General features: G+C 67.7%; 19 protein-coding genes. 8 read left to right on the forward strand and 11 right to left on the reverse strand.

The features are described from left to right. Positions 1-117: 117 nt before the first annotated feature. Positions 118-858 (reverse strand): pteridine reductase, encoded by a 741-nt coding sequence (locus tag MC375_RS05950; RefSeq protein ID WP_242102374.1) that lies wholly within the window; start codon positions 856-858, stop codon positions 118-120. 107 nt (positions 859-965) lie between these two features. On the opposite strand from MC375_RS05950, the gene MC375_RS05955 reads away from it, so the two are divergent. Both MC375_RS05955 and MC375_RS05960 read left to right on the forward strand, forming a co-directional pair. After that, positions 966-2,186, forward strand: coding sequence for an SAM-dependent methyltransferase (locus tag MC375_RS05955; RefSeq protein ID WP_242102375.1), 1,221 nt, complete (start codon positions 966-968; stop codon positions 2,184-2,186). Beyond that, the gene (locus MC375_RS05960; RefSeq protein WP_242102376.1) at positions 2,183-2,605 is read left to right on the forward strand and encodes a VanZ family protein; all 423 of its coding nucleotides are present in this window, start codon (positions 2,183-2,185) and stop codon (positions 2,603-2,605) included. The genes MC375_RS05955 and MC375_RS05960 overlap by 4 nt, the downstream gene beginning before the upstream one ends. Positions 2,606-2,785: 180 nt before the next feature. Here MC375_RS05960 and MC375_RS05965 read toward each other — a convergent pair whose 3' ends face one another. Together MC375_RS05965 and MC375_RS05970 are read right to left on the reverse strand one after the other, a co-directional pair. Next, positions 2,786-5,551, reverse strand: a complete 2,766-nt coding sequence (locus MC375_RS05965; protein ID WP_242102377.1) for a TonB-dependent receptor — start codon at positions 5,549-5,551, stop codon at positions 2,786-2,788. Positions 5,552-5,639: 88 nt separating this feature from the next. Further along, positions 5,640-6,659 (reverse strand): glucokinase, encoded by a 1,020-nt coding sequence (locus tag MC375_RS05970; RefSeq protein WP_242102378.1) that lies wholly within the window; start codon positions 6,657-6,659, stop codon positions 5,640-5,642. Positions 6,660-7,094: 435 nt separating this feature from the next. Here MC375_RS05970 and MC375_RS05975 point away from each other — a divergent pair, with 435 nt between their 5' ends. The 3 genes from MC375_RS05975 to MC375_RS05985 all read left to right on the forward strand — a co-directional run bounded on the left by MC375_RS05975 (position 7,095) and on the right by MC375_RS05985 (position 9,648). Beyond that, entirely contained in the window at positions 7,095-8,186 is a 1,092-nt protein-coding gene (locus tag MC375_RS05975) for a LacI family DNA-binding transcriptional regulator (RefSeq protein ID WP_242102379.1), read from the forward strand. Further along, positions 8,179-9,261 carry a heparan-alpha-glucosaminide N-acetyltransferase domain-containing protein gene (locus MC375_RS05980; protein WP_242102380.1) on the forward strand — a complete coding sequence of 361 codons (1,083 nt, stop codon included), beginning with the start codon at positions 8,179-8,181 and terminating at the stop codon, positions 9,259-9,261. Before MC375_RS05975 ends, MC375_RS05980 begins: the two co-directional genes overlap by 8 nt. A gap of 114 nt (positions 9,262-9,375) precedes the next feature. Next, positions 9,376-9,648 carry a DUF4242 domain-containing protein gene (locus MC375_RS05985; RefSeq protein ID WP_242102381.1) on the forward strand — a complete coding sequence of 91 codons (273 nt, stop codon included), beginning with the start codon at positions 9,376-9,378 and terminating at the stop codon, positions 9,646-9,648. 9 nt (positions 9,649-9,657) lie between these two features. Here MC375_RS05985 and MC375_RS05990 read toward each other — a convergent pair whose 3' ends face one another. The 3 genes from MC375_RS05990 to MC375_RS06000 form a co-directional block, all read right to left on the reverse strand. Then, complete coding sequence (locus MC375_RS05990) at positions 9,658-10,878, reverse strand: multifunctional CCA addition/repair protein (protein WP_242102382.1); 1,221 nt, start codon at positions 10,876-10,878, stop codon at positions 9,658-9,660. A gap of 22 nt (positions 10,879-10,900) precedes the next feature. Beyond that, entirely contained in the window at positions 10,901-11,278 is a 378-nt protein-coding gene (locus tag MC375_RS05995; protein WP_242102383.1) for a PH domain-containing protein, read from the reverse strand. A gap of 99 nt (positions 11,279-11,377) precedes the next feature. After that, entirely contained in the window at positions 11,378-13,339 is a 1,962-nt protein-coding gene (locus MC375_RS06000; protein ID WP_345779261.1) for a transglycosylase SLT domain-containing protein, read from the reverse strand. Positions 13,340-13,558: 219 nt separating this feature from the next. On the opposite strand from MC375_RS06000, the gene MC375_RS06005 reads away from it, so the two are divergent. Both MC375_RS06005 and MC375_RS06010 read left to right on the forward strand, forming a co-directional pair. Further along, entirely contained in the window at positions 13,559-14,350 is a 792-nt protein-coding gene (locus MC375_RS06005) for a sulfite exporter TauE/SafE family protein (protein ID WP_242102385.1), read from the forward strand. Between the two features lie 114 nt (positions 14,351-14,464). Continuing rightward, a complete protein-coding gene (locus tag MC375_RS06010) occupies positions 14,465-17,422 on the forward strand; it encodes a TonB-dependent receptor (protein ID WP_242102386.1) in 2,958 nt (985 codons plus the stop codon). Positions 17,423-17,678: 256 nt separating this feature from the next. Here MC375_RS06010 and MC375_RS06015 read toward each other — a convergent pair whose 3' ends face one another. The 4 genes from MC375_RS06015 to MC375_RS06030 form a co-directional block, all read right to left on the reverse strand. Continuing rightward, positions 17,679-18,449, reverse strand: coding sequence for an endonuclease/exonuclease/phosphatase family protein (locus MC375_RS06015; RefSeq protein WP_242102387.1), 771 nt, complete (start codon positions 18,447-18,449; stop codon positions 17,679-17,681). A gap of 29 nt (positions 18,450-18,478) precedes the next feature. Further along, a complete protein-coding gene (locus MC375_RS06020) occupies positions 18,479-19,276 on the reverse strand; it encodes a thiol:disulfide interchange protein DsbA/DsbL (protein WP_242102388.1) in 798 nt (265 codons plus the stop codon). Between the two features lie 34 nt (positions 19,277-19,310). Continuing rightward, positions 19,311-19,937, reverse strand: a complete 627-nt coding sequence (locus MC375_RS06025) for a thiol:disulfide interchange protein DsbA/DsbL (RefSeq protein WP_242102389.1) — start codon at positions 19,935-19,937, stop codon at positions 19,311-19,313. Positions 19,938-20,077: 140 nt separating this feature from the next. Further along, a complete protein-coding gene (locus MC375_RS06030; RefSeq protein ID WP_242102390.1) occupies positions 20,078-20,980 on the reverse strand; it encodes a c-type cytochrome in 903 nt (300 codons plus the stop codon). Between the two features lie 184 nt (positions 20,981-21,164). Here MC375_RS06030 and yihA point away from each other — a divergent pair, with 184 nt between their 5' ends. Continuing rightward, positions 21,165-21,776 (forward strand): ribosome biogenesis GTP-binding protein YihA/YsxC, encoded by a 612-nt coding sequence (yihA, locus tag MC375_RS06035; RefSeq protein ID WP_242102391.1) that lies wholly within the window; start codon positions 21,165-21,167, stop codon positions 21,774-21,776. An 80-nt stretch (positions 21,777-21,856) separates the two neighbouring features. On the opposite strand, the gene MC375_RS06040 is transcribed toward yihA, so the two are convergent. Then, positions 21,857-24,547, reverse strand: a complete 2,691-nt coding sequence (locus MC375_RS06040; protein ID WP_242102392.1) for a TonB-dependent receptor — start codon at positions 24,545-24,547, stop codon at positions 21,857-21,859. Positions 24,548-24,687: the final 140 nt, after the last annotated feature.

The raw sequence follows: 24,687 nt of genomic DNA on the forward strand, positions 1-24,687 counted from the left end.
GGGCTACGGCCCCGACGAAGGGCATGCATTGCATGGATCGGGTGCGACAACCGCGTCGTGCGCGCAGGCCCGACTTGCGGCGTTACCCGATACGCGTAGAGCGGGAAGATCGCCGATTCAGATCGACAGGTTGCGGCCGCCATCCACGGCCAGCACCTGACCGGTCACGTAGGGCGCTGCGGTCAGCAGCCAGAGCACGGTGCCGGCGATATCGTCGGGCTCGCCCTGGCGCGCGAGCGCGGTGCGTTTTTGCACCGTGTCCAGTGTTTCCGCCTTCACCGGATTGTCCGACCACAGGATGTTGCCGGGCGCCACCGCGTTGACGCGCACGTCCGGGCCCAGCTCCACGGCCAGCGCCTTGGTGGCCATCACCAGCGCGGCCTTGGCCATGCAGTAGACGCTGTGGCCGCGCAGCGGGCGGTCGGCATAGATGTCGGCGATGTTGACGATCGCGCCGCGCGCGGCCTGCAGGTGCGGCGCCGCCGCCTGGGCCAGGAAATAGGGCGCACGCGCGTTACTCGCGAACAGCGCGTCCCATTGCTGTGGCGTCGCGCTGCCAAACGGCGTGGAAAAGTAGGTCGAAGCATTGTTCACCAGCGCATCCAGCCGGCCGAAGCGACCGACCGTCCGGGCCACCAGTTCCGGCAGGCGATCGAATTCGGCGAGCTCGGCCTGCAGCGCGATGACGCTGTCCGCGCGCGCCGATTCCAGTTCGCGCACCAGCGCGTCCATCTCGGTCTGCGAACTGCGGTAGTGCAGCGCCAGGTGGTACCCATGCGCGTGCAGGCGCCTGGCGATCTGCGCACCGATGCGCTTGGCGGCGCCGGTGACCAGGGCGACGGGGCGGGCGGAATCCATGGCCCATGTTCGCATGCCCCGCCATCGCCGTAGGAGCGATGTGAGTCGCGAGCTTTTTGCTTCTGTACGATCGGGGCAAGCGCTTCGCGACTCACGTCGCTCCTACAATGGGTGCCTGTGCCGCGTGCCTGCCGGAGCTTCGCCTGAGTACATTGCCGCCCCCCGATGCCGACGCGCTGGCGCATAGCGAGCGCCTGGGTGCGCTGATCCGGCACGAGATCGTCGCGGGCGGCGGGGCGATCCCGTTCCATCGCTTCATGGAGCTGTGCCTGTACTCGCCCGGACTGGGCTACTACAGCGCCGGCGCGGCCAAGTTCGGCGAGGCCGGCGACTTCGTCACCGCGCCGGAACTGGGGCCGCTGTTCGCCGCCTGCGTGGCCGATGCGGTGGCGCCGGTGTTGCAGCAGCTCGGCCCGCAGGCGCAGGTTCTGGAGCTGGGCGGCGGCAGCGGCGCCTTTGCCGAAACCGCGCTCAAGCGGCTGCTGGCGCTGGATGCCGTGCCCGATCGTTACGCGATCCTGGAACCGAGCGCCGACCTGCGCGCACGCCAGCAGCTGCGGCTGCGCGAGCGCCTCAACCCGCTGCTGTTCGATCTGGTGGAATGGTTGGACGCGCCGCCACCGCAGCGCTGGAACGGGGTGCTGTTCGCGAACGAGGTGATCGATGCGCTGCCCACGCCGCGCTTCACCCTGCGCGAGGGGGAAGTGTTCGAGGAACACGTCGTACTGGCGCCGGATGGCGGCTTCGTGCGCGAGGACCGCCCGGCCGATCCGCTGCTGGCCGCGGCGGTGCGTCACGTCGAACGTTCGCTGGACGAGCGCTTCGCCGACGGCTACCGGTCCGAGCTGCTGCCGCAGCTGCCTTACTGGGTGCAGGCAGTGGCCGGCGGCCTGGACGCGGGCGCGATGCTGTTCGTGGATTACGGCTATCCGCGTCGCGAGTACTATCAGCCCCAGCGCAGCGAAGGCACCCTGCGCGCATTCCGGCGCCACCACGTGGTCGCCGACGTATTCGCCGCACCGGGGCTGCAGGACATCACCGCCTCGGTGGACTTCACCGCCTTGGCCGAGGCTGGCACCCAGGCCGGCTTCGACCTGGCCGGTTACTGCACGCAGGCGAGTTTTCTCATCGGCAATGGTCTGGAACAGCGCCTGCAGGAAGCCGAATCCCGCGCCCGCGGCGAGGCCGCGCTGCAGCGGCTGCGCCAGCAGGCCCGGACGCTGACCATGCCCGATCAGATGGGCGAACGCTTCCAGGCGATGGGGTTCGCGCGCGATGTGGAATTCGGCGCTGCGTTCCTGGCCGGCGACCTGAGCTGGCGGCTGTGAACGGTTCCGCGCCGCGGTTTGCCGCCGGCCGTTCGCTCAAGCCGTTCCGGCGTCCCTGGCTGTGGGCGGGTCTGTGGACCGCGGCGGTCGCGGCGGTGTGCGTGGCTTCGCTGGTGCCGCCATCCAGCCTGCCCTCGGTGCCGGCGGGCACCGACAAGCTCGAACACCTCGTCGGCTACGCGTTGCTGGCGGCCGGCGCGGTGCAGCTGTTCGGACGCCGGCTCTCGCTGCTCTCGGCCTGCGTGGCGCTGGCGCTGATGGGCATCGGCCTGGAATATCTGCAGGGCCAGATGGGCCTGGGCCGCGCGATGGACACGCGCGATGCGCTGGCCAACACGCTCGGAGTGCTGGCCGGACTGGCGACCCAGTTCACCCGCTGGCGCGATGCGCTGCTGCGTTTCGACAACAGGCGACCGTAGCTCGGGGCTACCGCCCCGACGCGCATCTTCCAGCGCAAGCAGGGGCAGGCGCGTAGCCCGACCTGTACGAATGCATGAGACGCGAGAGGTGTCCGGGAAACGAGTCCTTTCGCGTCTATCGGAAAACGCAAGGGCCCGGCCGAAGCCAGGCCCTTGCATGGGAGCGCGGGATGGCTGCGCTCAGAACTTGAAACGCAGACTCAGGTAGTACTGGCGCCCGTTCTCGTAAAACGCGTACGGCAGCTTGCGACCCTCGCCGTTGACCTGGCTGTAGTACTCCAGCTTCGGATCGTTGAGGTTGAGCGCATCGAGCGAGATGCTCATCCAGTCGGTCGCCTTGTATCCCAGCGATGCCGACAGGTTGCCGACGCCGGCCTGGAAGAAGTCGTCCGTCCTGGCCACGCCGGCATAGAAATCGGAACGGTAGGTGTAGCTCAGGCGCGCATTGAACAGATCGTTCTCGAAGTAGCCCGACAGGTTGTAGGTATTCTTCGACGTGCCATACACCGGCTTGGCCCCGTCCGAATCGCTGTCGGCATAGGTGTAGTTGGCGGCGATGCCGAAGTGCTCGCCGATCGGCTGCTCGTAGGTCACCTCGACGCCGCGCACCTGCGCATCGGTATTGGTCGGGCTCGATACGGCGTAGTCCGACACCACCAGCTGACCGGCTGCGGCGCTGGCTGCCTGGTCGATGAACTGCTGGGTGGTGGTGCCGAAGGTCACGTAGTCCTTCATATCCATCGAGTACAGACTCACCGCCAGCAGCGCGCGCGGGGCGAAATACCATTCCAGCGAGGCGTCGAAGTTGGTCGACACGATCGGGTCGAGGTTCGGGTTGCCGCCGCTGCCGGTGTGGGTCAGGTCATCCAGCGACACCGATCCGGCCAGGGCCGAAAAGTCCGGCCGGGTCAGGGTCTTCGATGCGGCCAGGCGTCCGACCAGGGTGTCGCTGAAGTCGTACTTGAAATTTGCGCTCGGCAGCAGTTCGGAATAAGTCTTGCGCACCGGCGTGGGTAGGTAGGGCCCGAACGCGGACCCGTTGATCGTGCCTTCCGGCTGCTGGTCGAGCGGCAGGGTCGGGTTGACCGCCACGTTGCTCACCGTGAGCTGGTTGGTGCGCACGTAACGCAAGCCCAGGTTGCCGCTCCAGCGTTCGCCCTGGAAGTTGGCCTGCACATAGCCCGCGCCGCTCTTTTCGTTCACCCGGTACAGGTCCGGCCAGTAGAAGCGCTCGACCGGGTTGCGGTTGGCGAATCGCTCGTTGAGCTCGGCCAGCTGTTCCGGCGTCCAGTACCAGATGCCGCCTGGTGCGTTGCCGCCGATGCCGCTGCCGTGGTCGCCCGGATAGTTCTGGAAATCACCCAGCGGATAGTTGGCCGAGTTGGTCCAGTCGGTGGCCCAGTTCGGTCCCTGCGCCACTTCAAACAGGTTCTCGCGGGTGTGGTCGGAATAACGCACGCCGAAGTCGAGCGAGGCGAGCGCGCCTTCGACGAAGGTGAACTCGCCGTCGGCCTGCGCCCACTCCTCTTCGTCGAGCGCGTCGATGCCCTGGCCGCCGAAAATCCACCCGGACCCAAGCAGCACTCCCGCGGGCGAAGTGTTGTCGCCGCCGAGGGTCCAGTCCGCAGGCGAATGCGCGCCGTGCATGGTCCAGCTGGCGCCGGCGTTGCCGGCGGTGCCGGTCTCGATCACGTCCTGTGTCGGACTGCGACCATGGCCTTCGGTGTCGCCACCCTTGAACTTGAGATTGAAGTTGTCGGTCACACGCCAGTCGGCGCTGAAGGTGATGTATTTGGATTCGGAGCTGGCGTTCGGCCGCGAGATCATGTCGTACACGCCGTACGGGCGCACCGTGGTCGACGTTTCCGGGCCGTACTCGGCGTGGGTCAGCACGCCATCTTCGATGGTGTAGCCGGGCAACGGGGCCACGTTCGGCACGAACTGGCTTGCCCACATCATGTAGTTGCGGTTGTAGTTGTCCGCTTCCAGCCTCGAATAGAACGCGTTGACGCCAAAGGTGACGTTTTCGCTGGGCTTGACCTGCATGTCCAGCACGCCGCCCTTGCGAGTGCGCTCCTGCTCGAACAGAACGGCACCCATCAGGTTGGGGAACAGCACACCCGCCAGGTCGGGATTGGTCGCGACTACGGGCGCGTCGTCGGCGATCGTCTGGAACCCGCCCACGATCTCCTGGCCGTCGCGGCGCAGGCTGCGCTTTTCGTAGAACGCCTGCACCATCACGCCCAGGGTGCTGTCTGCGTTGCGCCAGTTGAACAGGCCGTTGAACTGAGGATCGGTCTCGCCCGGCAGGTCCGCGTACACGCCGCCGATCATCGCCTCGGCGGTGATCTCATCGGCGAACTGCAGCGGCCGCCGGGTGATGATGTCGACCGAACCGGCGCTGCCGCCTTCGGTGAGTTTGGCCTGGGACGACTTGTGCACCACCACCTGGCTGACGATCTCCGAAGGCAACAGCGAATAGCTGACGCTGCGGCCAACCGTCTGCACCTGGCTGAGCACGAACCAGTCGCCGGTGCCGACGGTATGTCCGTTGACCAGGGTCTGGGTCAGGCTGGGGCTGGTGCCGCGCAGGCTGATCCGGTCGCTCTCATCGAACCCACCTTCGGTCGCGCTCGATGAGCTGATGTTCACGCCCGGCAGGCGTTGCAGGGTGTCGGCGACGTTCTTGGCCGGCAGCTTGCCGATGTCCTCGGCGGTCACCACTTCCACGTGCGAATCGGCATTGCGCTTGCTGTCGAGCGATTTCTCCACGCTGCCGCGGATGCCCACCACGGTGATCGCGTCGAGTTCCTCGACATCTTGCTCGTCTGCGGTTTGCGCGTCGCCGGCGACGGGCTGCGCTGCGCTCTCCTGCGCCCGCACCGGTGTGGACAGGCCCAGGCAGGCGACGATCGCTGCGGACAGGACGGAAGTGCGGTACGTCATGGCGGGTTCTCCTCGTGGATTGGGTGCGATCCGTCGCTTGGTTGTCGTGGTCATCGCATCCGTCGCGGCGCGGCGGATGCGAGTGGAATCAGGAGGGGCCGGACTGGCCCAGGTACCAACTGGCGGCGCCGAGCACCCCGAGGCGGCCGTGCTCGACCAGCTTTACCGGGATGCGTTCGAGCGCCTCGCGCATCAGGCCCTTGTCCAGGAACCGCTCGACGAACCGGCTGCGCACCAGGAACTCGCGGATGCCCGGCAGGATCCCGCCGGCCAGGTACACGCCGCCCTGCGCCCCGTAGGTCAGCGCCAGATCCCCGGCGGTGCTGCCGAGCAGGCCGCAGAACACGGACAGGCTTTCGACCGCACGCGCTTCGCGTCCGGTGATGCCGGCGTCGCTCACCTCGCGCGGCGTGGTGCAGACCGGCGCCTCGCCGTGCAGCGCGCATAGCGCCACATACAGGTTCAGCAGGCCCGGTCCTGACAGCAGGTGCTCGACCGGCAGGTGCGAGCGCGTGCGCAGCAGTTCCTGCAGCAGGGCGATCTCGAGATCGGTGCCCACCGCCAATGCGGCCTGGCCCGCCTCGGTTGCCAGCACCGCCGGGCCCGCGGCGGAGGGGATCCACAGGGCTGAGCCGAAGCCGGTGCCCGGGCCCAGTACCAAAACCGGGCCGGAGACCGCATGCGCCGGACCTGCCAGATGCAGGACTTCACTGGTGTCGAAATAGGGCGCGGCGTGCGCGACGGCCTCGAAATCGTTCACCAGCCGCAGATCGCCCAGGCCCGGCATTGCGCGCAGCTGCGCGAGCTGGACGACCCAGGGCAGGTTGGCCGAAATCAGGCGTCCGTCTTCCAACTGGTACCCGGCGCTGGCGACGACGCCGCCGCTGACTGCGGCCTCGCCGCCCGTTCCGAGAAAATCCGCGATGACCGGTTCCAGTCCGTCGTAGTCCGCGCAGACGTAGGTGCGGTAGTCGAGGACGGTGATCGGCTGCGCTGGGTCGCCGCTTGCGCACACCCGCCCGAGCCGCACGTGGGTTCCCCCGACATCGGCTGCCAGGAACGGCTGGCGGCGGGTCCGATCCGCTGGCGGGGCATGCGCAAGGCTCACGGGGTTCCTCGATCGGACGGTCGAGCGGAGTCTCGGCAGGTAAAGACAACGTTGTCAAGACCTGGCCACGAAGCATGGTCCGGCGCATGGCATCCCTTGGCGCCGGAGGGCGGCTGGATCCGGAAGCTCTGCGCCAGTTGTCTGAATAAGTCTTTGAATCTTATGGAATTTCAGCTATTGCGTGGACCAACCCAGCTCGAAAATGGCGCGACTTGGAGGGTCGTCGAAAAATGCTGCAGTGCACCGTGAGTCTGCGCGGAAATCGTTGACCATTCCTTGGATGATGTGACAACGTTGACAGCACCTGTTCCGCAGAGGCGCCCTTGGCGAACCCAACGTGGCTCACCACCGCAGCCGATACCGCCGCCCGTGCAGCCGCGTCGCCGAACGCGACGTGCAGGAGGTCCCGATGAGCCAACGCCGGGTTTGTACGAAATGAGCGGATCCGAAACCAGCTCGCGGGCACCGCGTCGGGCGACCATCAAGGACGTCGCCGAGCGCGCGAAGGTGTCGCTCAAGACCGTTTCGCGGGTGATCAACAACGAGCCGTCGGTGATGCAGGCCACGCGCACCCGTGTCCTGCATGCGATCGACGAACTCGACTACGAACCCGATTCGTCCGCGCGCAACCTGCGCAGCGCGACCTCGTTCGTGATCGGGCTGGTGTACGACAACCCCAACGCGTACCACATCATCGGCATCCAGAACGGCGTGCTCTCGGCGTGCCGGGAAACGGGCTACGACCTGCAGATCCATCCCTGCGATGCGAGCTCGCCGCTGCTCGCCGACGAGTTGACCGAATGGGCCAGACGGTCGCGGCTGGCCGGCCTGGTACTGACCGCACCGATGGCCGAATCGCTCGAACTGGTGAAGACCCTGGCCGCGCGTGGATTGCGGCTGGTCCGGATCATGGCCGCCACTGAGGATCCTGGCGACGGGTTTCCCTGCGTGTATGTGGACGACCGCGATGCGGCCTACGAAATCACCGAGCACCTGATCCAGCTGGGCCACGAACGGATCGGCTTCCTGTGGGGCGGGTCCGCGCACCGTTCGAGTTCCGAGCGTTACCTGGGCTACGAGCAGGCGTTGAAGGATTACGGCATCACCCTGGACAAGCATCTGGTGGTGCCGGGCGACTACACCTTCGATGATGGCTTCCGCGGTGCCCGCCGGCTGCTGGCCCTGCGTGATCCGCCGACCGCAATCTTCGGCTGCAATGACGAAATCGCTGCCGGCGTGCTCGCGGCCGCGCGCTCGGCCGGCATGAACGTGCCCTACGATCTGTCGATCGCCGGCTTCGAGGACAGTCCGTTCTCGCGCCAGTCCTGGCCGGCTCTGACCACGGCCAAGCAGGCGACCGAGGACATCGCGCGGCATGCCGCGCGGCTGCTGATCAGCGGGCTGCGCGAGGACGCCTACGACGACCATCCGATGCCCGTGCTCAACCAGGGCTTCGTTCCGCAGCTGGTCGTGCGCGGTTCGACGGCGCCGATGCGCCCGCGCAGCGTCCCGCACGGGGATGGTTGAGCCGGGCGATCGGCCGCGCCGATTCGCATCGGTCGACGCGCTGCGTGGCATCACCGTCGCGGCGATGCTGCTGGTCAACAATCCCGGCGACTGGGCGCATGTCTACCCATGGCTGCGGCATGCCCCGTGGCATGGATTCACACCGACCGATCTGGTGTTCCCGCTCTTCCTGTTCGTGGTCGGCGCGTCGATCTCCCTGGGCCTGGCGCCGCGGGCCGATGCGGGCATGCAGACGGCGGAGTTACGCCGGGCTGTGCTGCTGCGGGCGGTCCGGATCGTCGCGCTGGGTCTGGTGCTGCACGCGCTGGCGTATTGGCTGCTGCCGCGCGGTGACTTCCGCCCGTGGGGCGTGCTGCAGCGCATCGGCATCTGTTATGGCGTGGCGGGCCTGCTGGCCCTGCATGCCACGGCGCGCACGCAGTGGGCGGCGATCGCGGCACTGCTGCTGGGTTACTGGGTCTTGCTTGCCAGTTACGGCGGATTCGAACCCGAGGTCAACCTCGCCAGCCGGGTGGACACGGCCCTGCTCGGGTCGATGGTCTACCAGTTCGATCCCGCCAGCGGCCGCGGGCACGAGCCCGAAGGCCTGCTCAGTACGTTTCCGGCCATCGCCACCACGCTCCTGGGCGTGCGTGCGGGCGAATGGCTGCGGCATGCGCGCACGTTGCGCCTCTGGGCCATGGGCGCTGCGTTGTTGTTGCTGGGCGGGTTGTGGAGTCTTCTGCTTCCGCTCAACAAGAACCTGTGGACGCCCTCCTATGTACTGTGGAGCGGCGGCTGGGCCGCACTGGCCCTGGCGACGTGCCATGCGCTGATCGACCGCCGGCACTGGCCCGCGCTCGGGCGCCGCTTCGGGGCCAATGCGATCACCGCCTATGCCGGCTCGGCGGCGATGGTCTACGCCCTGTCGGCAGCCGGATGTTGGGAACCGCTCTATCGCGTCGGATTCGCGCAATGGATGACGCCACGTTGGGGGCCGCATCTGCCGTCGTTGGCCTTCGCCACGACGTTCGTGCTGACGTGGTGGGTCATCGTGTACGCCATGGATCGACGCGGGCTCCGTCTGCGCATCTGATGTCGGCCAGAGGCGCCCCGCACCGGTGAGTTCGGCGTTCGGAGCGGCGTGACCGTTGCCGCGGTGGCGTCGCGTTGGGCCTGGTGCGGGATCGTCCGCGCGCGGAGCATGCCCATGCCCAGATTCATCATCGAACGCGAGATTCCCGGCGCCGGGGCGCTGCCGCCGGAGGAACTGCGCGGCATCTCGCAGAAGTCCTGCGACGTGCTGCGGGAGATGGGACCGCAGGTGCAATGGGTGCGCAGCCACGTCACCGCAAACAAGGTCTATTGCGAATACATCGCCCCCAGCGAAGCCGAGATCCTCGAGCACGCGCAGCGCGGCGGCTTCCCGGCCAACGCCGTGAACCGGGTCACCGCCACCATCGACCCGACCAGCGCGGAATAACGTCGGGCTTCACGCGCGCGCGGCGCGAATGGCGGCGATACGCGCCTTGCGCAGGGCCTCGCCGAAGGCCGGGCCCTGCAGATCTTCGGCGCCGATGTCATCGCTGCGCACCGCCAGGGCAGCGGCATGCAGACGTACCAGTTCGGCCGCCTGCGGATATGCATGGTCCTGCAGTCCGGCACGTCCGCGCTTGTCGGCTTCGCAGGCGACGGCCAGCTGGGCGATCCGCGCAGGCTTGCGGAATGCATCGCAGCGCACCAGCAGGTCGTGCACGGTGCTGTCCTTGAGCTCGAGCAGGCGGTGCACATTGAGGTGTTCGCGGCAGGCCATTTCGGCCAGCTGGCGGTGTTCGCTCGGCACCCGCAGTCGGTCGCACAGCGCGCGCAGCGGCGCCAGGCCGCGGTGTTCGTGCATCAGGTGCCTGGGCAGTTCCTGCGCGGGCGTGAGCGCCTTGCCCAGGTCGTGGGTCAGCGCGGCGAAGCCGATCACGGCATCGCCGGGCGCCAGCGTCGCGGCCATGTCGCAGACCAGCTCGACGTGCACGCCGGTATCGACTTCCGGATGGTATTCGGCTCGTTGCGGCACGCCGTAGAGCGCATCCGCCTCCGGCAGGACCACCGCCAGCGCACCGGCATCACGCAGCGTGCGCAGAAATGCAGATGGCTGCCGGGCCGCGAGGCCGCGCACCAGCTCCTGCCAGACGCGCTCGGGGGTGAGTGCATCCAGTTCGCCGCCTTCGACCATCCTGCGCATCAGGGCCATGGTTTCGTCGGCGATGCGGAAGCCGAGCGGCGCCAGCCTGGCCATGAAGCGCGCCGCGCGCAGCACCCGCAGGGGATCCTCGACGAATGCCGGGCCGACATGGCGCAGCACCCGCGCATCGATGTCGCGCACGCCGCCGAACGGATCGATCAGGTCGCCTTCCTCGCTCTGGGCGATCGCATTGATGGTGAAATCGCGCCGCGCCAGATCCTGCTCGAGCGTCACCGAGGGATCGGCGTGCACCACGAAGCCGGTGTGGCCGCGCGCGGACTTGCGCTCGGTGCGCGCCAGCGCGTATTCCTCGGCGGTTTGCGGATGCAGGAACACCGGGAAGTCGCGCCCGACCTGTTTGAATCCGGCCGCCAGCATCGACTCGACGCTTTCGCCCACCACGACGTGGTCGCGGTCGCCGCCTTCGATGCCGAGCAGGCGATCGCGGACCGCGCCGCCGACGAGATAGCTCTGCATGCGGACAGCCTTGCCGGAGCCGCTATTTCGACGTGTTCTGCGCCAGCACCGCCATGATCTGCGCGGCACCGCCGCCGCGTTCCAGATGCAGGTCCAGCGGCGCGGCCTGGCCGTTGATCCAGATCCGCAGGTCGGTCTCCAGTTCGAAGTGGCCCGCGGTTTCGAGCGCGAACATGTTGATGGCGCGGTAGGGAATGCTGCGGTATTCCACCTTCTTCGCGGTCACGCCCTGCTTGTTGACCAGGATCATGCGCCGGTCGGTGAACACAACCAGATCGCGGACCATAGCGAAGGCGCGCTGCAGGGTTTCGCCCGGCGCCAGCAGCGGCGCGAATTCCTCCGCGATGGCGTCGATCGGGGTCTCGCCAGCGTGGCCGAGGAGGGTGTCGATCAGGCCCATGTGTCTGACTCCGATATAGACAGCGACAGTATTGTAGGTCGGCCCTACGCGGCCGACGCTCGGTAGATTCGGCTCAAGCGCACGTCGCGTCGCCCCGACCTACCTCGCCAGCGGGCAGGTGAACTTCTTGCGCGGGCCGCTGCGCCCATGCATGCGGTCGGTCAGGCGCAGGGCATCGCCCTCGCGCTTGTCCGAAGCGCTCATGCGCCAGTCGTAGACGGTGGAGAAGGACAGCACCCGCGCCACGTAGTCGCGGGTTTCCTTGTAGCTGATGGTCTCGATCCAGATGTCCGGATCCATGCCGGGGCGTTGGGTCTTCCAGCGGGCGAGCGGCGCGGGCCCGGCGTTGTATGCGGCGATCACTTCATAGGGCTTGCCTTCGTATTTGTCGAGCAGCTGGCGCAGATACGTGGTGCCGAGGACGATATTGGTGTCCGCGTCGTACAGGCTCTGCGCGCCGCCCCAGGGCAGCCCGGCCTTGCGCGCGACTTCGGCGCCGGTGCCGGGCAGCACCTGCATCAGGCCCATCGCATTGGCGGGCGAGCGCGCACGCGGATCGAACACGCTCTCGGCGCGGATCTCGGCGGCCACCCAGGCCGGATCCAGCCGATGCTTCGCGGCCTCGCGCCGGATCGTATCGGCGTGGTGAATCGGAAAGCGCAGCTGGTACAGGCGCGTTTCTTCGGGATAATTTTTGCCGCCGACGTTGACCAGGCCGAACACGCCGCGGTCGAACCAGCCGCCTTCCTGGGCCACGGCGACGGCCAGCCGGCGCTGGGCCTGGTCGAAGCGCGATAGCGCGTCCTCCCACTCCTTTTGCGCCCAGGCCTTGCGCTCGGCGCGGAACAGGGAAATCGCGCGGACCAGGGCGGGATCGCGCGCGACGGCGGCTTTCGCTGCCGCGCTGTCGTCCGGTAGCCACGGGCATAGCGCATAGGGCTGATCGAGGCGGTCGGCGGCGAGGAAGCCGTGGAAATCGGATTTCTGCGCCGCCTTGCGATACAGCGCCTGCGCGCCGGCCTTGTCGCCGGTGAGTTCCGCGGTGCGGGCCTCGAACCAGGTCCAGCGCGAATCGCTGCGCTGCTTGTCGCCCATCCGCCGGATGGCCTCCAGCGCTGCGCGCCAGTCGCTGCGCGCCAGGGCTTCGCGCACCCGCCATTCGTGCAGGCGCTCGTCGTAGGCGGAAGCAGGCACCGCGGCCAGGCGACGCGCCGATTCGGGTTCGTACGAGGCCACCGTCCACAGCGCGATCTGGTACAGCACGCGAGCGCGGTCTTCTTCGGTGAAGCCCAGCGCCTGCGCGTACTTCGGCAGTTGCGCTTCGGCGGTGCCCGGCACCGACTTGCCTAGGCGGGCCAGCCCATGCGAGGCGATCAGCCGGCTGCGCGCGGTCTTGGGCCAGTTCAGTGCGCGCGGGTGGATGGCCTGGACGAAGGCGGCGTAGTCGTTGGCGAGCGCGGCTTCGTCGGCGGGCAAGCCCGCGGCGGCGCTGCGCATCACTTCCGGGTCCCATTCGGCTGCGGCTTTCTCCAGGCGTTCCCAGCGCAGCGCCGGGGTCAGGCCGCCGCGCATGGCCAGCGCCGCGAATGGCTCGCCGCATTCGCTGGGGAAAGCCTTGGCACTGCTGCGCCACAGCGCCTGGGCATCGCTCGTCCACTGCGCGTCCGCCGCACCGGCGGCCAGGCGTGCGTTGAGTTCCGCGCAGCGCAGCGACGTGCTCCGCACCTGGGGCGACCAGGCTGCGCGGAAGCCTGCCCAGTCCTTCACCCGAGAACGCGAGGCCAGCCAATCGGCCCGGAAGGCCTCGGCCACGGGCTGGTCGCGATAACGGCCCAGGAATGCCTGGGCCTGCGCGGGCAGCATCAGGTCCATGTTCCGCCGCAGCGCGGCGTATTCCACCCAGCCGTAGGCAGGATGCGCGGCGATGCCGGGATACTGCGCGGCGTCGAAGCGGCCCGCTTCGGCCGCGGCGATCGCGGTGCCAAGGACGCTGTCGTCGGGCGGGCGTTGCCCAAACACGGGCGAAGCGATGCCGCACAGCAACAGGGTCAGTGTCGGCAAACGTCGGGCAATCAAGGATTTAGCGGGGGATCGGGCAGGCATCGGGCGACTATAGCCGAGCGATGTGCAGGCGATGCCGACGCTGCGTTGGCTGCCGCCATGACGGCACGTGGTCGGTTCAGCAAATGGATGCGCTCCGTGCGCGCGCCTGCAACGTACGCGGCGGAGGTTGGCGCCGCGATGACACACTGCACGGCATCCGTCCTGGGTTGCCAACGCATGGAATACGTCGCCTACCTCGTCCTCGGCGCGATCGCCGGCACGCTCGCCGGCCTGCTCGGGATCGGCGGCGGTCTGGTGCTGGTGGCGGCGCTGGCCTGGATCCTGCCGCTGCTGGGCGTGCCCGCCGAGGCTGCCATGCACGCCGCGCTGGCGAGTTCGATGGCCAGCATCGTCCTGACGGCCGCGTCCTCGGCGCGTGCCCACCACCTTCGCGGCAGCGTGTTATGGCCCACTGCCGCCTGGATGGTGCCCGGCGTGCTGGTGGGGGGCTGGTTGGGCAGCCGCTTCGCGATCGGTCTGGATGGCGACGTGTTGCGCTGGTGCGTGGCGGGCTATTGCTTCCTCGCCGCCGCCCAGTTGCTGTTCGGAGGCGAGCGGGTGCGTGCCGACGGCGCGCCCGCACCGCGCGGGCCCGGCTACACCGCGGCGGGCATCGGCATCGGCGCGATCTCGGCCGTGGTCGGTATCGGCGGCGGCAGCATGACCGTACCGCTGCTGGTCTGGCGTGGGGTGGCCCCGGTGCGCGCGGTGGGGACGTCATCGGCCTGCGGCATCTTCATCGGCATCGGCAGTGCGCTGGGCTATGCGCTGCAGGCCCCCGCCGGTGCCCTGTCGCTGCCTGGCGCGGTCGGCTATGTCTACCTGCCGGCCGCCGCCGGCGTGGCCGTGGCCTCGGTACTGGCGGCGCCCTACGGCACCCGGCTGGCCCATCGTCTGTCTGGACGGGCGCTCAAACGGGTATTTGCGGTGTTCCTGATCGCGGTGGGTTGCAGTTTCTTCTTCCAGTAAGCGGTTACATCCGAAAGGGACTTGCCGAGCCTTTACGAAACGTTTACAAACCTGGTCAGGCCGCGTGACAGGGGACGCGGACGCATGTTCATCCACAGGTCCGGGAGAGAACCCATGTCCACCCCACGCCGCCATCGGCTGGCCACCGCTGTCCAGATTTCGCTGCTCCTGACCCTGCCGGCGCTGGCCGCCGCGCAGGAACCAACGCCTGCTCCGGCTGCGCCCGAGACTGCCGAGGAGGCCCGCACCCTCGACACGGTGGTAGTCACCGGCACCCGCATCCGCAGGGCCGAGGTCGAGGGCCAGGTACCGGTGCAGGTGCTGACCCGCGAGGACATCGACCGCTCGGGGCAGACCTCGATCGGCGACATCGTCCAGGAACTCACCGGTTCGGGCTCTGCGCTCAATACCAGGTTCAACTCGTCCGGCAACTTCGGCTTTTCGCCTAACGGCGACGGCGTGGGCGCGGGTTCGGCCCAGGTCGACCTGCGTCACCTGGGTCCCAAGCGTGTGCTGGTGCTGGTCGACGGCGTGCGCTGGGTCAACGAGTCCTCCGCCTCCGGCGTGGGCGCGGCGACCGATCTCAACACCATTCCGCTGGCGATCGTGGAGCGGATCGAGGTGCTCGAGGACGGCGCCTCGTCGCTGTACGGATCCGATGCGATCGCCGGTGTGGTCAACATCATCACCCGCCGCAATTTCGAGGGTGGCCAGGTCACGCTCAACTACGGCCAGTACGGCGAAGGCGATGGCGCCACCAGCGGGGCCGACTTCGCCTGGGGACACACCACCGATCGCAGCAGCCTGTTCGTGGGCGTGAGCTACGTCGATCAGGACGTGGTGTATTCCAAGGACCGCGAGCAGTCCAGCTTCCCGGTTCCCGGCACCGGCCTGACCTTCGCCAGCTCCGGCACGCCGAACGGTCGTTTCATCTTTTTCCCGGGCACGCCCAGCAGCGCATGCCCGCTGACCGATCTGGACGACGATCCGGCCACGGCTCCGGTCGCGTTCTGCAACATCACCACGCCCAACGGCAGCAGCTTCAGCCCGATCCCGGTCTATCCGGACGATTTCATCGGTTTCGGCACCGCCAATCGCTTCAACTTCGCCCAGTACAACCTGCTGGTGACGCCCTCCAAGCGCACCGGTGTGTTCGGCCAGTTCCGTTTCGACATCAACGATGGGCTGCAGTGGTACGTGAAGGCGCTGGCCAACCGGCGCGAATCGGTCAACCAGGCCGCGCCCGAACCGATCTTCCTCGGTCCCGACGCCGGCACCGGCAATCCGCTGGCCGACAACATCAACATTCCCGCGAGCCATCCGTTCAATCCGTTCGGCATCGACCTGAACTCGCGCGGCCCCGACGCCAACCTGGTGCTGATCGGGCGCCGGCCGGTCGAAGGCGGACCGCGCATTTTCGAGCAGGAAGTCAACACCCAGTACCTGTCGACCGGACTGGTGGGTAGCTTCGACGCCGCCGACCGGCTCTGGTCGTGGGACGTGAACCTGGCCTACAGCCGCAACAAGGCCGAGCAGACCAACTATGGCAGCTACAACATCCGCAACCTCGCGCTCGGTCTGGGCGATACGCTCGCCGACGGTTCCACCTGCGCGACCACGCCCGGATGCGTGGACGTCAATATCTTCGGCGGTCCCGGCACGCTGACCCCGGCGATGCTCGCGTGGATCCAGCCGGTGGTACGCGACGAGAGCGAGCAGAAGCTCTCGCTGGTCTCGGCCAACATCTCTTCTGACCTGTTCGAGGGCTGGGCCGGTCCGATCTCGTTCGCCACCGGTTACGAGTACCGCAAGTACGAAGGCTGGTACCAGCCCGATCCGATCACAGTGGCCGGCTTCTACAACGGCGTGCCTTCGCTGCCGACCGAGGGCGAATACGACGTCAACGAGGCCTATCTCGAACTCAACATTCCGCTGCTGAGCGATTCGGCCTGGGGCAAGAGCCTCGACCTGAGCCTGGCCGGACGCTACTCGCGCTATTCCACCTTCGGCAGCGAGTTCACGCCCAAGTACGGCCTGCGCTGGCAGCTGACCGACGAGTTCCTGCTGCGCACCACGTTCGCCAAGGGCTTCCGTGCCCCGTCCATCGGCGAGCTGTTCGGCTCGGCCAGCCGCGCCGACCTGCAGATCGACGATCCCTGCCTGATCGGGCTGGATGGCTCACCGCCCACCGGCAATGCCGCCAACTGCACGGCGCTGGGCGTGCCGGGCGGTGCGCAACAGTCCAACGCGCAGATCTCGGTCACTACCGGCGGCAACGAGGATCTGGATCCGGAGCGCGCCAACAGCTTCACCGCGGGCATGGTGTACAGCCCGGGCTGGGCGACCGACGCGAGCTGGTCCGAGCGCCTCGATTTCGAGGTGACCTACTACCGCCACGACATCGAAGGCGCGATCCAGGCCATCGACGCGCAGACCCAGCTCAACCTGTGCGTGGAAACCCTCGATCCGATCTACTGCGATGGCATCACCCGTTCCTCGGTGGGCAGCATCAATGGCTTCGCCAACCGGCTCACCAACCTGGGTTCGATCCGGACCAGCGGTTGGGATGCCGATCTGTTCTGGACCCTGCCCGCGACCGATCTGGGACAGTTCAAGCTGACCTGGCAGAACACCTTCGTCAGCGAGTACGAGGCCATCGGCGCGGCCGGGCAGGTGCAGCCGCGCGCACCGGGCATCGAAGTCAACGACAGCGCGATCCCGGAATGGACCTCGACCGCGACCCTGGATTGGAAGCGCGACGCCTGGAGCGGAGCGTGGACGGTGCGCCACATCTCCGACCTGACCGAGAATTGCGGCGATGCGGTGGATTTTGCGGTGTGCAGCTCGCCGGACACCGGCACCAACGATCTGCCGGACACCACCTATGTCGACGTGCAGCTCGGTTACAAGTTCGACCTGCTGCAGGGGCTGCAGCTGACGGCAGGCGTCAACAACCTGTTCGACCAGGATCCGCCGATCTGCCTGTCGTGCTCGCTCAACGGCTACGACGCGTCCACCTACGACATCCCGGGCGGTCGCTTCTGGTATCTGCGCGCCGATCTGCGGTTCTGATCGGCCACGGCATGGCGTGAATCCAGCGGGCGGCGATGCGAATCGCCGCCCGCTTCATTGCGACCGTCGCGGACCGGATCCGGCTTCGTAGGAGCGACGTCGGTCGCGAGCCTGCCTTCGGGCGACCGGCGTTTACGTGAAGCGCTTGGCAGCGATTGAAGTCGCGACGGTATCGATTCACGCCGAGCGAAAGCCGCGACTTCGATCGTTCCCACGGAAAAGGCGCGCGACTGACGTCGCTCCTACGGCAGGGTGGTCAGGCCTGCAGCGCCGCTTCCGGCACGTCGAGTTCGATCGACAGCGCGAGGTGATCCGACGCGGCCGCGGCCAGCGCGCGATGCCCGGTACAGCCGCCCAGGCCCGGGGTGACCAGGATGTGGTCGATGGCGCGCTGCGGACGCCAGCTGGGGAAGGTGGCCACCACGCATTCGGGCGGCTGCAGGCGCGTGCGCCTGTACAGCTGCAGCATCTCCGCCGAATCCGGCGGGCAGTTGAAGTCGCCCATGAGCACGGCGTGCTCGTGCTGGTCCAGCACGTCGGCGATGAAATCCAGCTGCGAGCGCCGCGACTGCGCGCCCAGCGACAGATGCGCCACCGCGACGACCAGTCCCGCATCGCCTTCGCCGAACTGCGCCAGCAGCAGGCCGCGCCCGGCGATCCGGCCGGGCAGGGGATGGTCGGTGACGTCCACCGGTTCGAGCTTGCTCAGCAGTCCGTTGGCGCTGGAGGCGACGCCGCCGACGCTGCGATTGGGCTGGTGGCTCCAGTAACCGAAGCCGCCACGCTCGGCCAGGTAATGGGTCTGGTTGGTGAAGCCCGAGCGCAAGCTGCCAGGGTCGCTCTCGTTGAGGCCGACGATGTCGTGTTCGGCCGCCACCTCGGCGATCGCGTCGAGCGCGCCGCGCTTGCGCCCCGCCGGCAGCGCATGCGACCAGCTGCGGGTCACGTAGTCGCTGTAGCGGCGGGTGCTTGAGCCGGCCTGGATATTGGCGCTGAGCAGCTTGAGGCGGCGCGTGCTGGGCGGCATGCGGGTGGGGCCCGGCGTGGCCTGATGCGTCAGTTCCCGCTGGCCGCCGAGCGTTCCATTGCGATCAGCTGGTTGGCGATACGGACCTGGTCGGTGCGGGTGGTGCCGCCGGTCACGCGGTATTTGCCGGCCACGATCAGCGTGGGCGTGCCCTCGACGCCGCTGCGCTGCGCAAACTGCTTGGCCTTGGCGAGCTTGCCTTCGACCGCGAAGCTGCCCATGGTCTCGGCGAACTGCGTCGGGTCGGCGCCGTAGGCCTGGTAGAACCGGCCGATGTCCTGCGGCGTGTCCTGGCCGCGCTCGCCCTTGAGGCTGCGGTCGATGTGGATCGCGCGGTACAGCGGGTCGTGGGTCTTGTCCTGCAGCCCCAACGCCTGCGCGGCGTAGAACGCGCGCGCATAGGTATCGAATGGCCCGCCGAACTGGGCCGGCACGTAGACGAAGTTCACGTCCGCCGGCAGCTTGGCTTTCCACGCGGAAATCAACGGCTGGAACCCGGCGCAGGCCGGGCAGACATGGTTGAACACCTCGACCACTTCGATCTTGCCGGCGATCGGCTCGAACGGCTGGCCGTTGGGAATCACCACGTAGTCGGTGCCTTCCACCGGCGGCGGACCGGCTTCGGACAGGAGCTGCGAAATCTCGGCGTCCGCGGCCCGGGCCTGTTCGGCATCGGCGGCGCTGGCCTGGGCCGGCGCAGCGGTTTGGTCGGCAGCGGCAGGGGCGGCGGCCGGATCTGCGGTTTCGGGCGCCTTCGGCTTGCATGCGGCCAGGCCAACGGCGAGCAGCAGGGCAAACGAAAGCATTGCGAACGATCGACGGGTCATGCGTAGTGCTCCTGCAAACGTTGCCGCTAGGTTATCAGCGGGCGGGTGTACGCAGCTGCGCGATCACCGCATCGGCATTGCGCAGCAGTTCTTCGAGCGAACGGCCCAGGATCCGGTAGCGCCCGTTGACGATGAGGGTGGGCGTGCCCTCCACGCCGCTGCGCACGGCGAACTGGTGCGCCTCGGCCAGGCGGTCGGCCAGCGCCGGGCTGGCCATGGTGGCGCGCAACTTGGCGGCATCCAGGCCGCGCTGGCCGTACCAGGCGCTGAGTTCGTCGATGCTGGGGTTGCGCGGCACCAACTGCTCGTCATGCACCGCCACGAACAGCGGCGCATGGACTTTCGCCAGGGCACCTGCAGCCTGGGTCGCGAAGAAGCCGCGCGCGAACGCGTCGTCGCGCCCGGAGGGCAGGGGCACGTAGCTCAGGCGCACGTCCTTGGGCAACTTGCGCTGCCAGGCCTCGACCATGGGCTGGAACCGGGCGCAGTGGTCGCACCAGTAGGCGAAAACCTCGGCGACCTCAATGCTGCCGGCCAGCGGCTGATATGGGGCGCCGTCCTCGATCAGGGCGTAATCGCGGCCTTCCACCGCGGGTGCCGACCAGGCGAGGACGGGCAGCAGGGCGATCACCAGGGCGAACAGCACGGCTAGGCGTTTCATGGTCGGCGTTGCTCGAGATGTGAGACCGCGGGCAAAAGAATGCCGGCACAGCGGGCTGGCCGGCGGAAATTCTGCAAGGGAGCTGTTCGGGATGGGACCGCGCGCAGCGGCGCGAGTTCCTTCGCGGCGGAACAACTGCCCTATTGCGCGGTCTCGGGAGCCGTCGGGGCTTCGTCTTCGGCCGGTTCCGGAGTCGTCGGTGCCGCGGCCGGGGTCGGGGCAGCGGGAGCGGCAGGGGCGGGCGCCGCTGCGACAACCGTGCCTTCGGGCGCTTCGTCGCTGCGCGCATGCAGGCCTTGCAGGAAGCTGCCGAGCGACTGGATTTCCTCGTCGGTGAGCGACTTGGCCACTGCGGCCATCGTGTCGAACAGGGCCGGGTCGCGTTCGTTGGTGGTGCCCGCGCGGTATTCCTCGAGCCGACGTGCGACGTACCAGGCCTGCTGGCCACCCACGTGCGGGTAGGCCGGGCCAGGATTGCCGGCACCGGCAGGGCCGTGGCAGGCCATGCAGGCGGGAATGCCGCGGGCCGCATCGCCGCTGCGATAGAGCTTCTGCCCGACTTCGTAGAACTTCATCCCGGCATAGGGCCCCTCCGCGATCGCGGTGTCGTCGGCGATGCCGGCGCCCGCCTTCTGGGTGGCGTAATGGGCGCCCAGGTCGCGCATGTCCTGCGCGCTCAACGGCTGGGCGAAGGGGATCATCAGCGCCGCGCTGCCGCCAGTGCGCACGCCCCCTTTGAACAACGCTAGCTGGCGCGCGATGTAGCGCTCGCTCTGGCCGGCGATGCGGGGATACAGGTTGGGTGCGGCAGCGGAGTTGCCGTCCAGGCCGTGGCAGGCCGCGCAGGCACCGGCCAGGGCCGCGCCTTTCTTGGGATCGCCCCAGCGGGTCTTGGCCAGCTCAGCCACCGCCGATGCGTCCAGCGGCGCGGTTTCCACCGGCCCGTTGTCGGGCAAGGGGGTAACCGTGGTCTGGGCAAAGGCGACCGCGGCGACGGCGACGATGGCCAGGCCGGCGATGGCGAAAGCGCGAGCGTGGCGCATGGAGGCTCCGTGATCCCTGGGCGGCGCGCCGACGGCACGCACAACGACCCGAAATTATCGTTGGCCGCCGCAAGCGACGTCAAACCGGAGCGCGCCGGGAGGAAAAACGTACGCGGGCGGGGCGCCGGCGGCTTCCAGAAGGATTCCATCCGGCCTCCAGCCGCTGCCATGCGAAGCTAGGCCGATGAGCCAGCCCAATCCCTTCGCCCGAGCCGACTATCTGCTGGCCGCCCACAACGCCCGCCAGCTGCCGCCCGATGAGGGTCTGGAGGTGGCCTTTGCCGGCCGCTCGAACGCGGGCAAGTCCAGCGCGCTCAACGCGCTGTGCGGGCGAAACGCGCTGGCGCGGGTGTCCAAGACGCCCGGCCGCACCCAGCAGCTGGTGTACTTCAGCCTGCCGCCGCACGAGGGCCGCTACCTGGTCGACCTGCCCGGCTATGGGTACGCCAAGGTGCCGCAGGACCTGCAGGCGCATTGGCAGGCGTTCCTGGACGCCTGGTTCGGCAGCCGCATCGGGCTGCGCGGGCTGGTGGTGGTGATGGACATCCGCCACCCGCTCAAGGAATACGACCTGCAGATGCTCGGCTACGCCATGCAGCGTGGCCTGCCGGCGCACGCGCTGCTGACCAAGGCCGACAAGCTCAGCCGCGGCGCCGCTGGCAACGCAGTGCTGGCAGTGCGCAAGGAGCTGCAGGCGCGCTGGGGCGATAGCGTCGGGGTGCAGGCGTTCTCGGCCGAATCGAAGCAGGGCGTGGAAGAGGCGCGGAAAGTGGTCGCGGGCTGGCTGGAGCTTTAGCCGCCCTGCCATCCCGGAAAGCAAGAACCCCGCGCTGGGCGGGGTTCTTGCATGCATTGCGGAATTGCGGACGCCGGCGATCAGAACTTGTAGGTGAGACCCAGCAAGGCGGTGCGCCCGTACTCGTTGAACATCCGCGGCAAACTGACGAAGTCCGGGAAGTATTCCCGGTAGGGCTCGTTGGTCACGTTGTTGATCTGGAACAGAAGCGACAGCCCGTTGAGTGTGCTGCCCTCCGGGAAGGCATAGCCGATCTGGAAATCGACGATGTCCTCGTGGTTGATATAGCGATCCTGGCGGTCGTTGCCGAAGCCGGTGACTTCACCCAGGAACGGCGAACGATGGCGGCGGCTGACGCGGGTCGAGAAGCCGTAGCGCTCGTAGTACAGGGTGACGTTGGAGACTTCCTTCGACAGGCCGGGCAGGTCGATCGCGGGTTCTTCCGGATCGGGCTTCACGCTGCTGTGGGTGGTCGAGTAGCTGGCCTGGATGCCGAAGCCCTCCAGCGGCGCCCATAGCAGGTCGAACGGCACCGATACCGCAGCCTCGAAGCCGTACAGGATGCCGCCGTTGACGTTCTCCGGCCGGGTGAACTCGCCCACCGAGGAGATCGGGCAGATCGGACGCGTGCCGCAATCAGGGTTGCCGAAATCGTAGGGCACCGTGGTTTCGCGGATCCAGGTGTGCAGATCCTTGTGGAAGCCGGCCAGCGAGAAGTAGCCGCGGCCGCCGAAGTATTTCTCGTAAGAGAGGTCGAAGGCGGTTGCGCGCCAGGGCTCGAGCTCGGGGTTGCCGCCGCTAGCGGTCCAGATTCCCCGATCGTTATTGATACTGATGTTGTTGTTGGCGCGCATCTGGTCCATGCGCGGCCGCGCCATCTGCTCGCCAAGACCCACGCGCAGGGTCTGGTCGTGCGGCAGGCTGAAGGCCAGGTTCAGGCTCGGCAGGAAATCGGTGTACTTAGCCCCGCCGCTAAGCGGGATCGGGTTGTCCGCTTCGGAGAACGGCACCTGGTAGCCGCTCGAGGATTGATCCGCACGCACCATCTGGAAGCCGACATTGCCGCGCAGCGGGATCGAACCCCAGTCGGCGTTGATGTTCCACTGCACGTAGCCGGTGGTGAGTTTTTCCTCGACGGTCCAGTTCTTGTTGGTCACGTCCTGGTGGATCAGCTGGTCGACGTCGTACAGCCCCATGATCTGGTCGAGGTCGTAACCGATGCTGCCGGGGATGCCGGTGAAGCCCAGATCGGCCGGGTCGAGCAGCGCACCGGACGGGATCGCGACTTCATCGCCGTCGCGCAGGCGCAGGAAGGCTTCCAGGCCGCTCTCGCGGGTCTTCTCGCGGTCGGCGAAGTTCACGCCGAACTCGAAGCTGCTGAAGATGCCGGTTTCGAAGCTGCGCTCGGCCGACAGGCGCAGCGAGGACAGCTTGTCCTCCACTCGCGGCACCTTGAGGAAGCCGTCCTGGCCCCAGCCGCCCGGATCGGTCAGCACGATGTTGGCCGGGTCGCCGTAGTCCTCGCCATAGCTGAACTGCGGCAGGCCGCTGCCGCCGATCACGAAATCGACCGTATCGAAGGCGTCGGGGTTGCTGGCATGTCCCAGGCCGGAATACGTCTCCAGAATCGTCTCTTCGCGCTCGGCCTTGGAAAAGCTCACGTCGGCCACCGCCGACCAGTTTTCGTTGAACTCGAACTCGTTGCGCCAGCCGGCGGCGAAGATGGTGTCGTCCTGGGTGTTGCGGTCGTTGCGCAGCACGGGGCGCACGCCGGTGAAGGTGCCCGAGACCACTGCGCCGTTTTCCACCACGGCATTGCTCAGGGTGGCGCTGGACCAGGCGAGGCCAGTCTCCATGAAGCGCAGGGTCTCTTCCTTTTCGAAGGTCGAGTAGTACAGGTCGAGGATGCCGTGGTAGAAGTCGTTCGGCTTGAACTCGACGGTGGCCATCAGGCCGTCGCGCACGTTGTCGACCGACGAGACCTGCGATTTGAAGCCACCGAGCACACGGTCCCGATTCGCCCCATATTCGGGATAGCCCCACGATTCCCAGCGATTGGCCTGTCCGGGCGAATCCAGACGCGCATAGCCGATCGCCACGCCGAGACGGCCGTCGAGGAACTGGTCGATATATGAGCCGCTGACGCGATAGCCCGTGTCGTCGCTCTCGGGGTTGAGCTTGCCGAGCGAATTCTGCTCGCCGCGCACGTTGAACGCCATGACCCGCTCGTTGAACGACAGCGGTCGCACCGTCTGCAGGTCCACCGTGCCTGACAGCCCCTGGCCGATGAGCGACGCGTCCGGCGTCTTGTAGACGACCACCGCGCTCATCAGCTCCGATGGGTACTGATCGAATTCGACGCCGCGGTTGTAGCTCACGCTGACCTGCTCACGGCCGTTGAGCAGGGCGGTGCCGAAATTCTCCGACAGGCCGCGGATGTTGATCGTCGACGAGCGACCCGCCACGCGCTGGGCCGTGAGGCCCGGCAGGCGTGCGATCGATTCGGCGATGCTCACGTCCGGCAGCTTGCCGATGTCTTCGGCCGAGATCGCCTCGACGATCGAGTCAGACGACTGCTTGGTGTCGATCGCGTTTTCAATGCCGCGGCGAATGCCGGTGACCACGACCGCGTCGAGTTCGGTGGCCTCCTGGTCGGCGGTCGTGGCAGTCGTGGCCTGGTCGGTCGACGTGTCCTGCGCCTGCGCGTTGGCGGCCAGCATCAGCGTTGCCGAGGCCAAAGCCACGGACAGCAGGTTGCGCTTGAGTTGCATCGTTGTTTCCCCTCCCAGGGCCCCTGGCACCGTGACCGCATGCGAACGCGCACGCTAGGAATTCACGGAACCGTAACGTTGTGGCCATGGTAGTCGCGGGCACCGCCGTGCACCGCTGCCTGCATACGTATTCAATGTTC

The sequence above is a fragment of the Lysobacter sp. M2-1 genome (genome assembly GCF_022662495.1).
Classification (GTDB): Bacteria; Pseudomonadota; Gammaproteobacteria; order Xanthomonadales; family Xanthomonadaceae; genus JAKPBU01.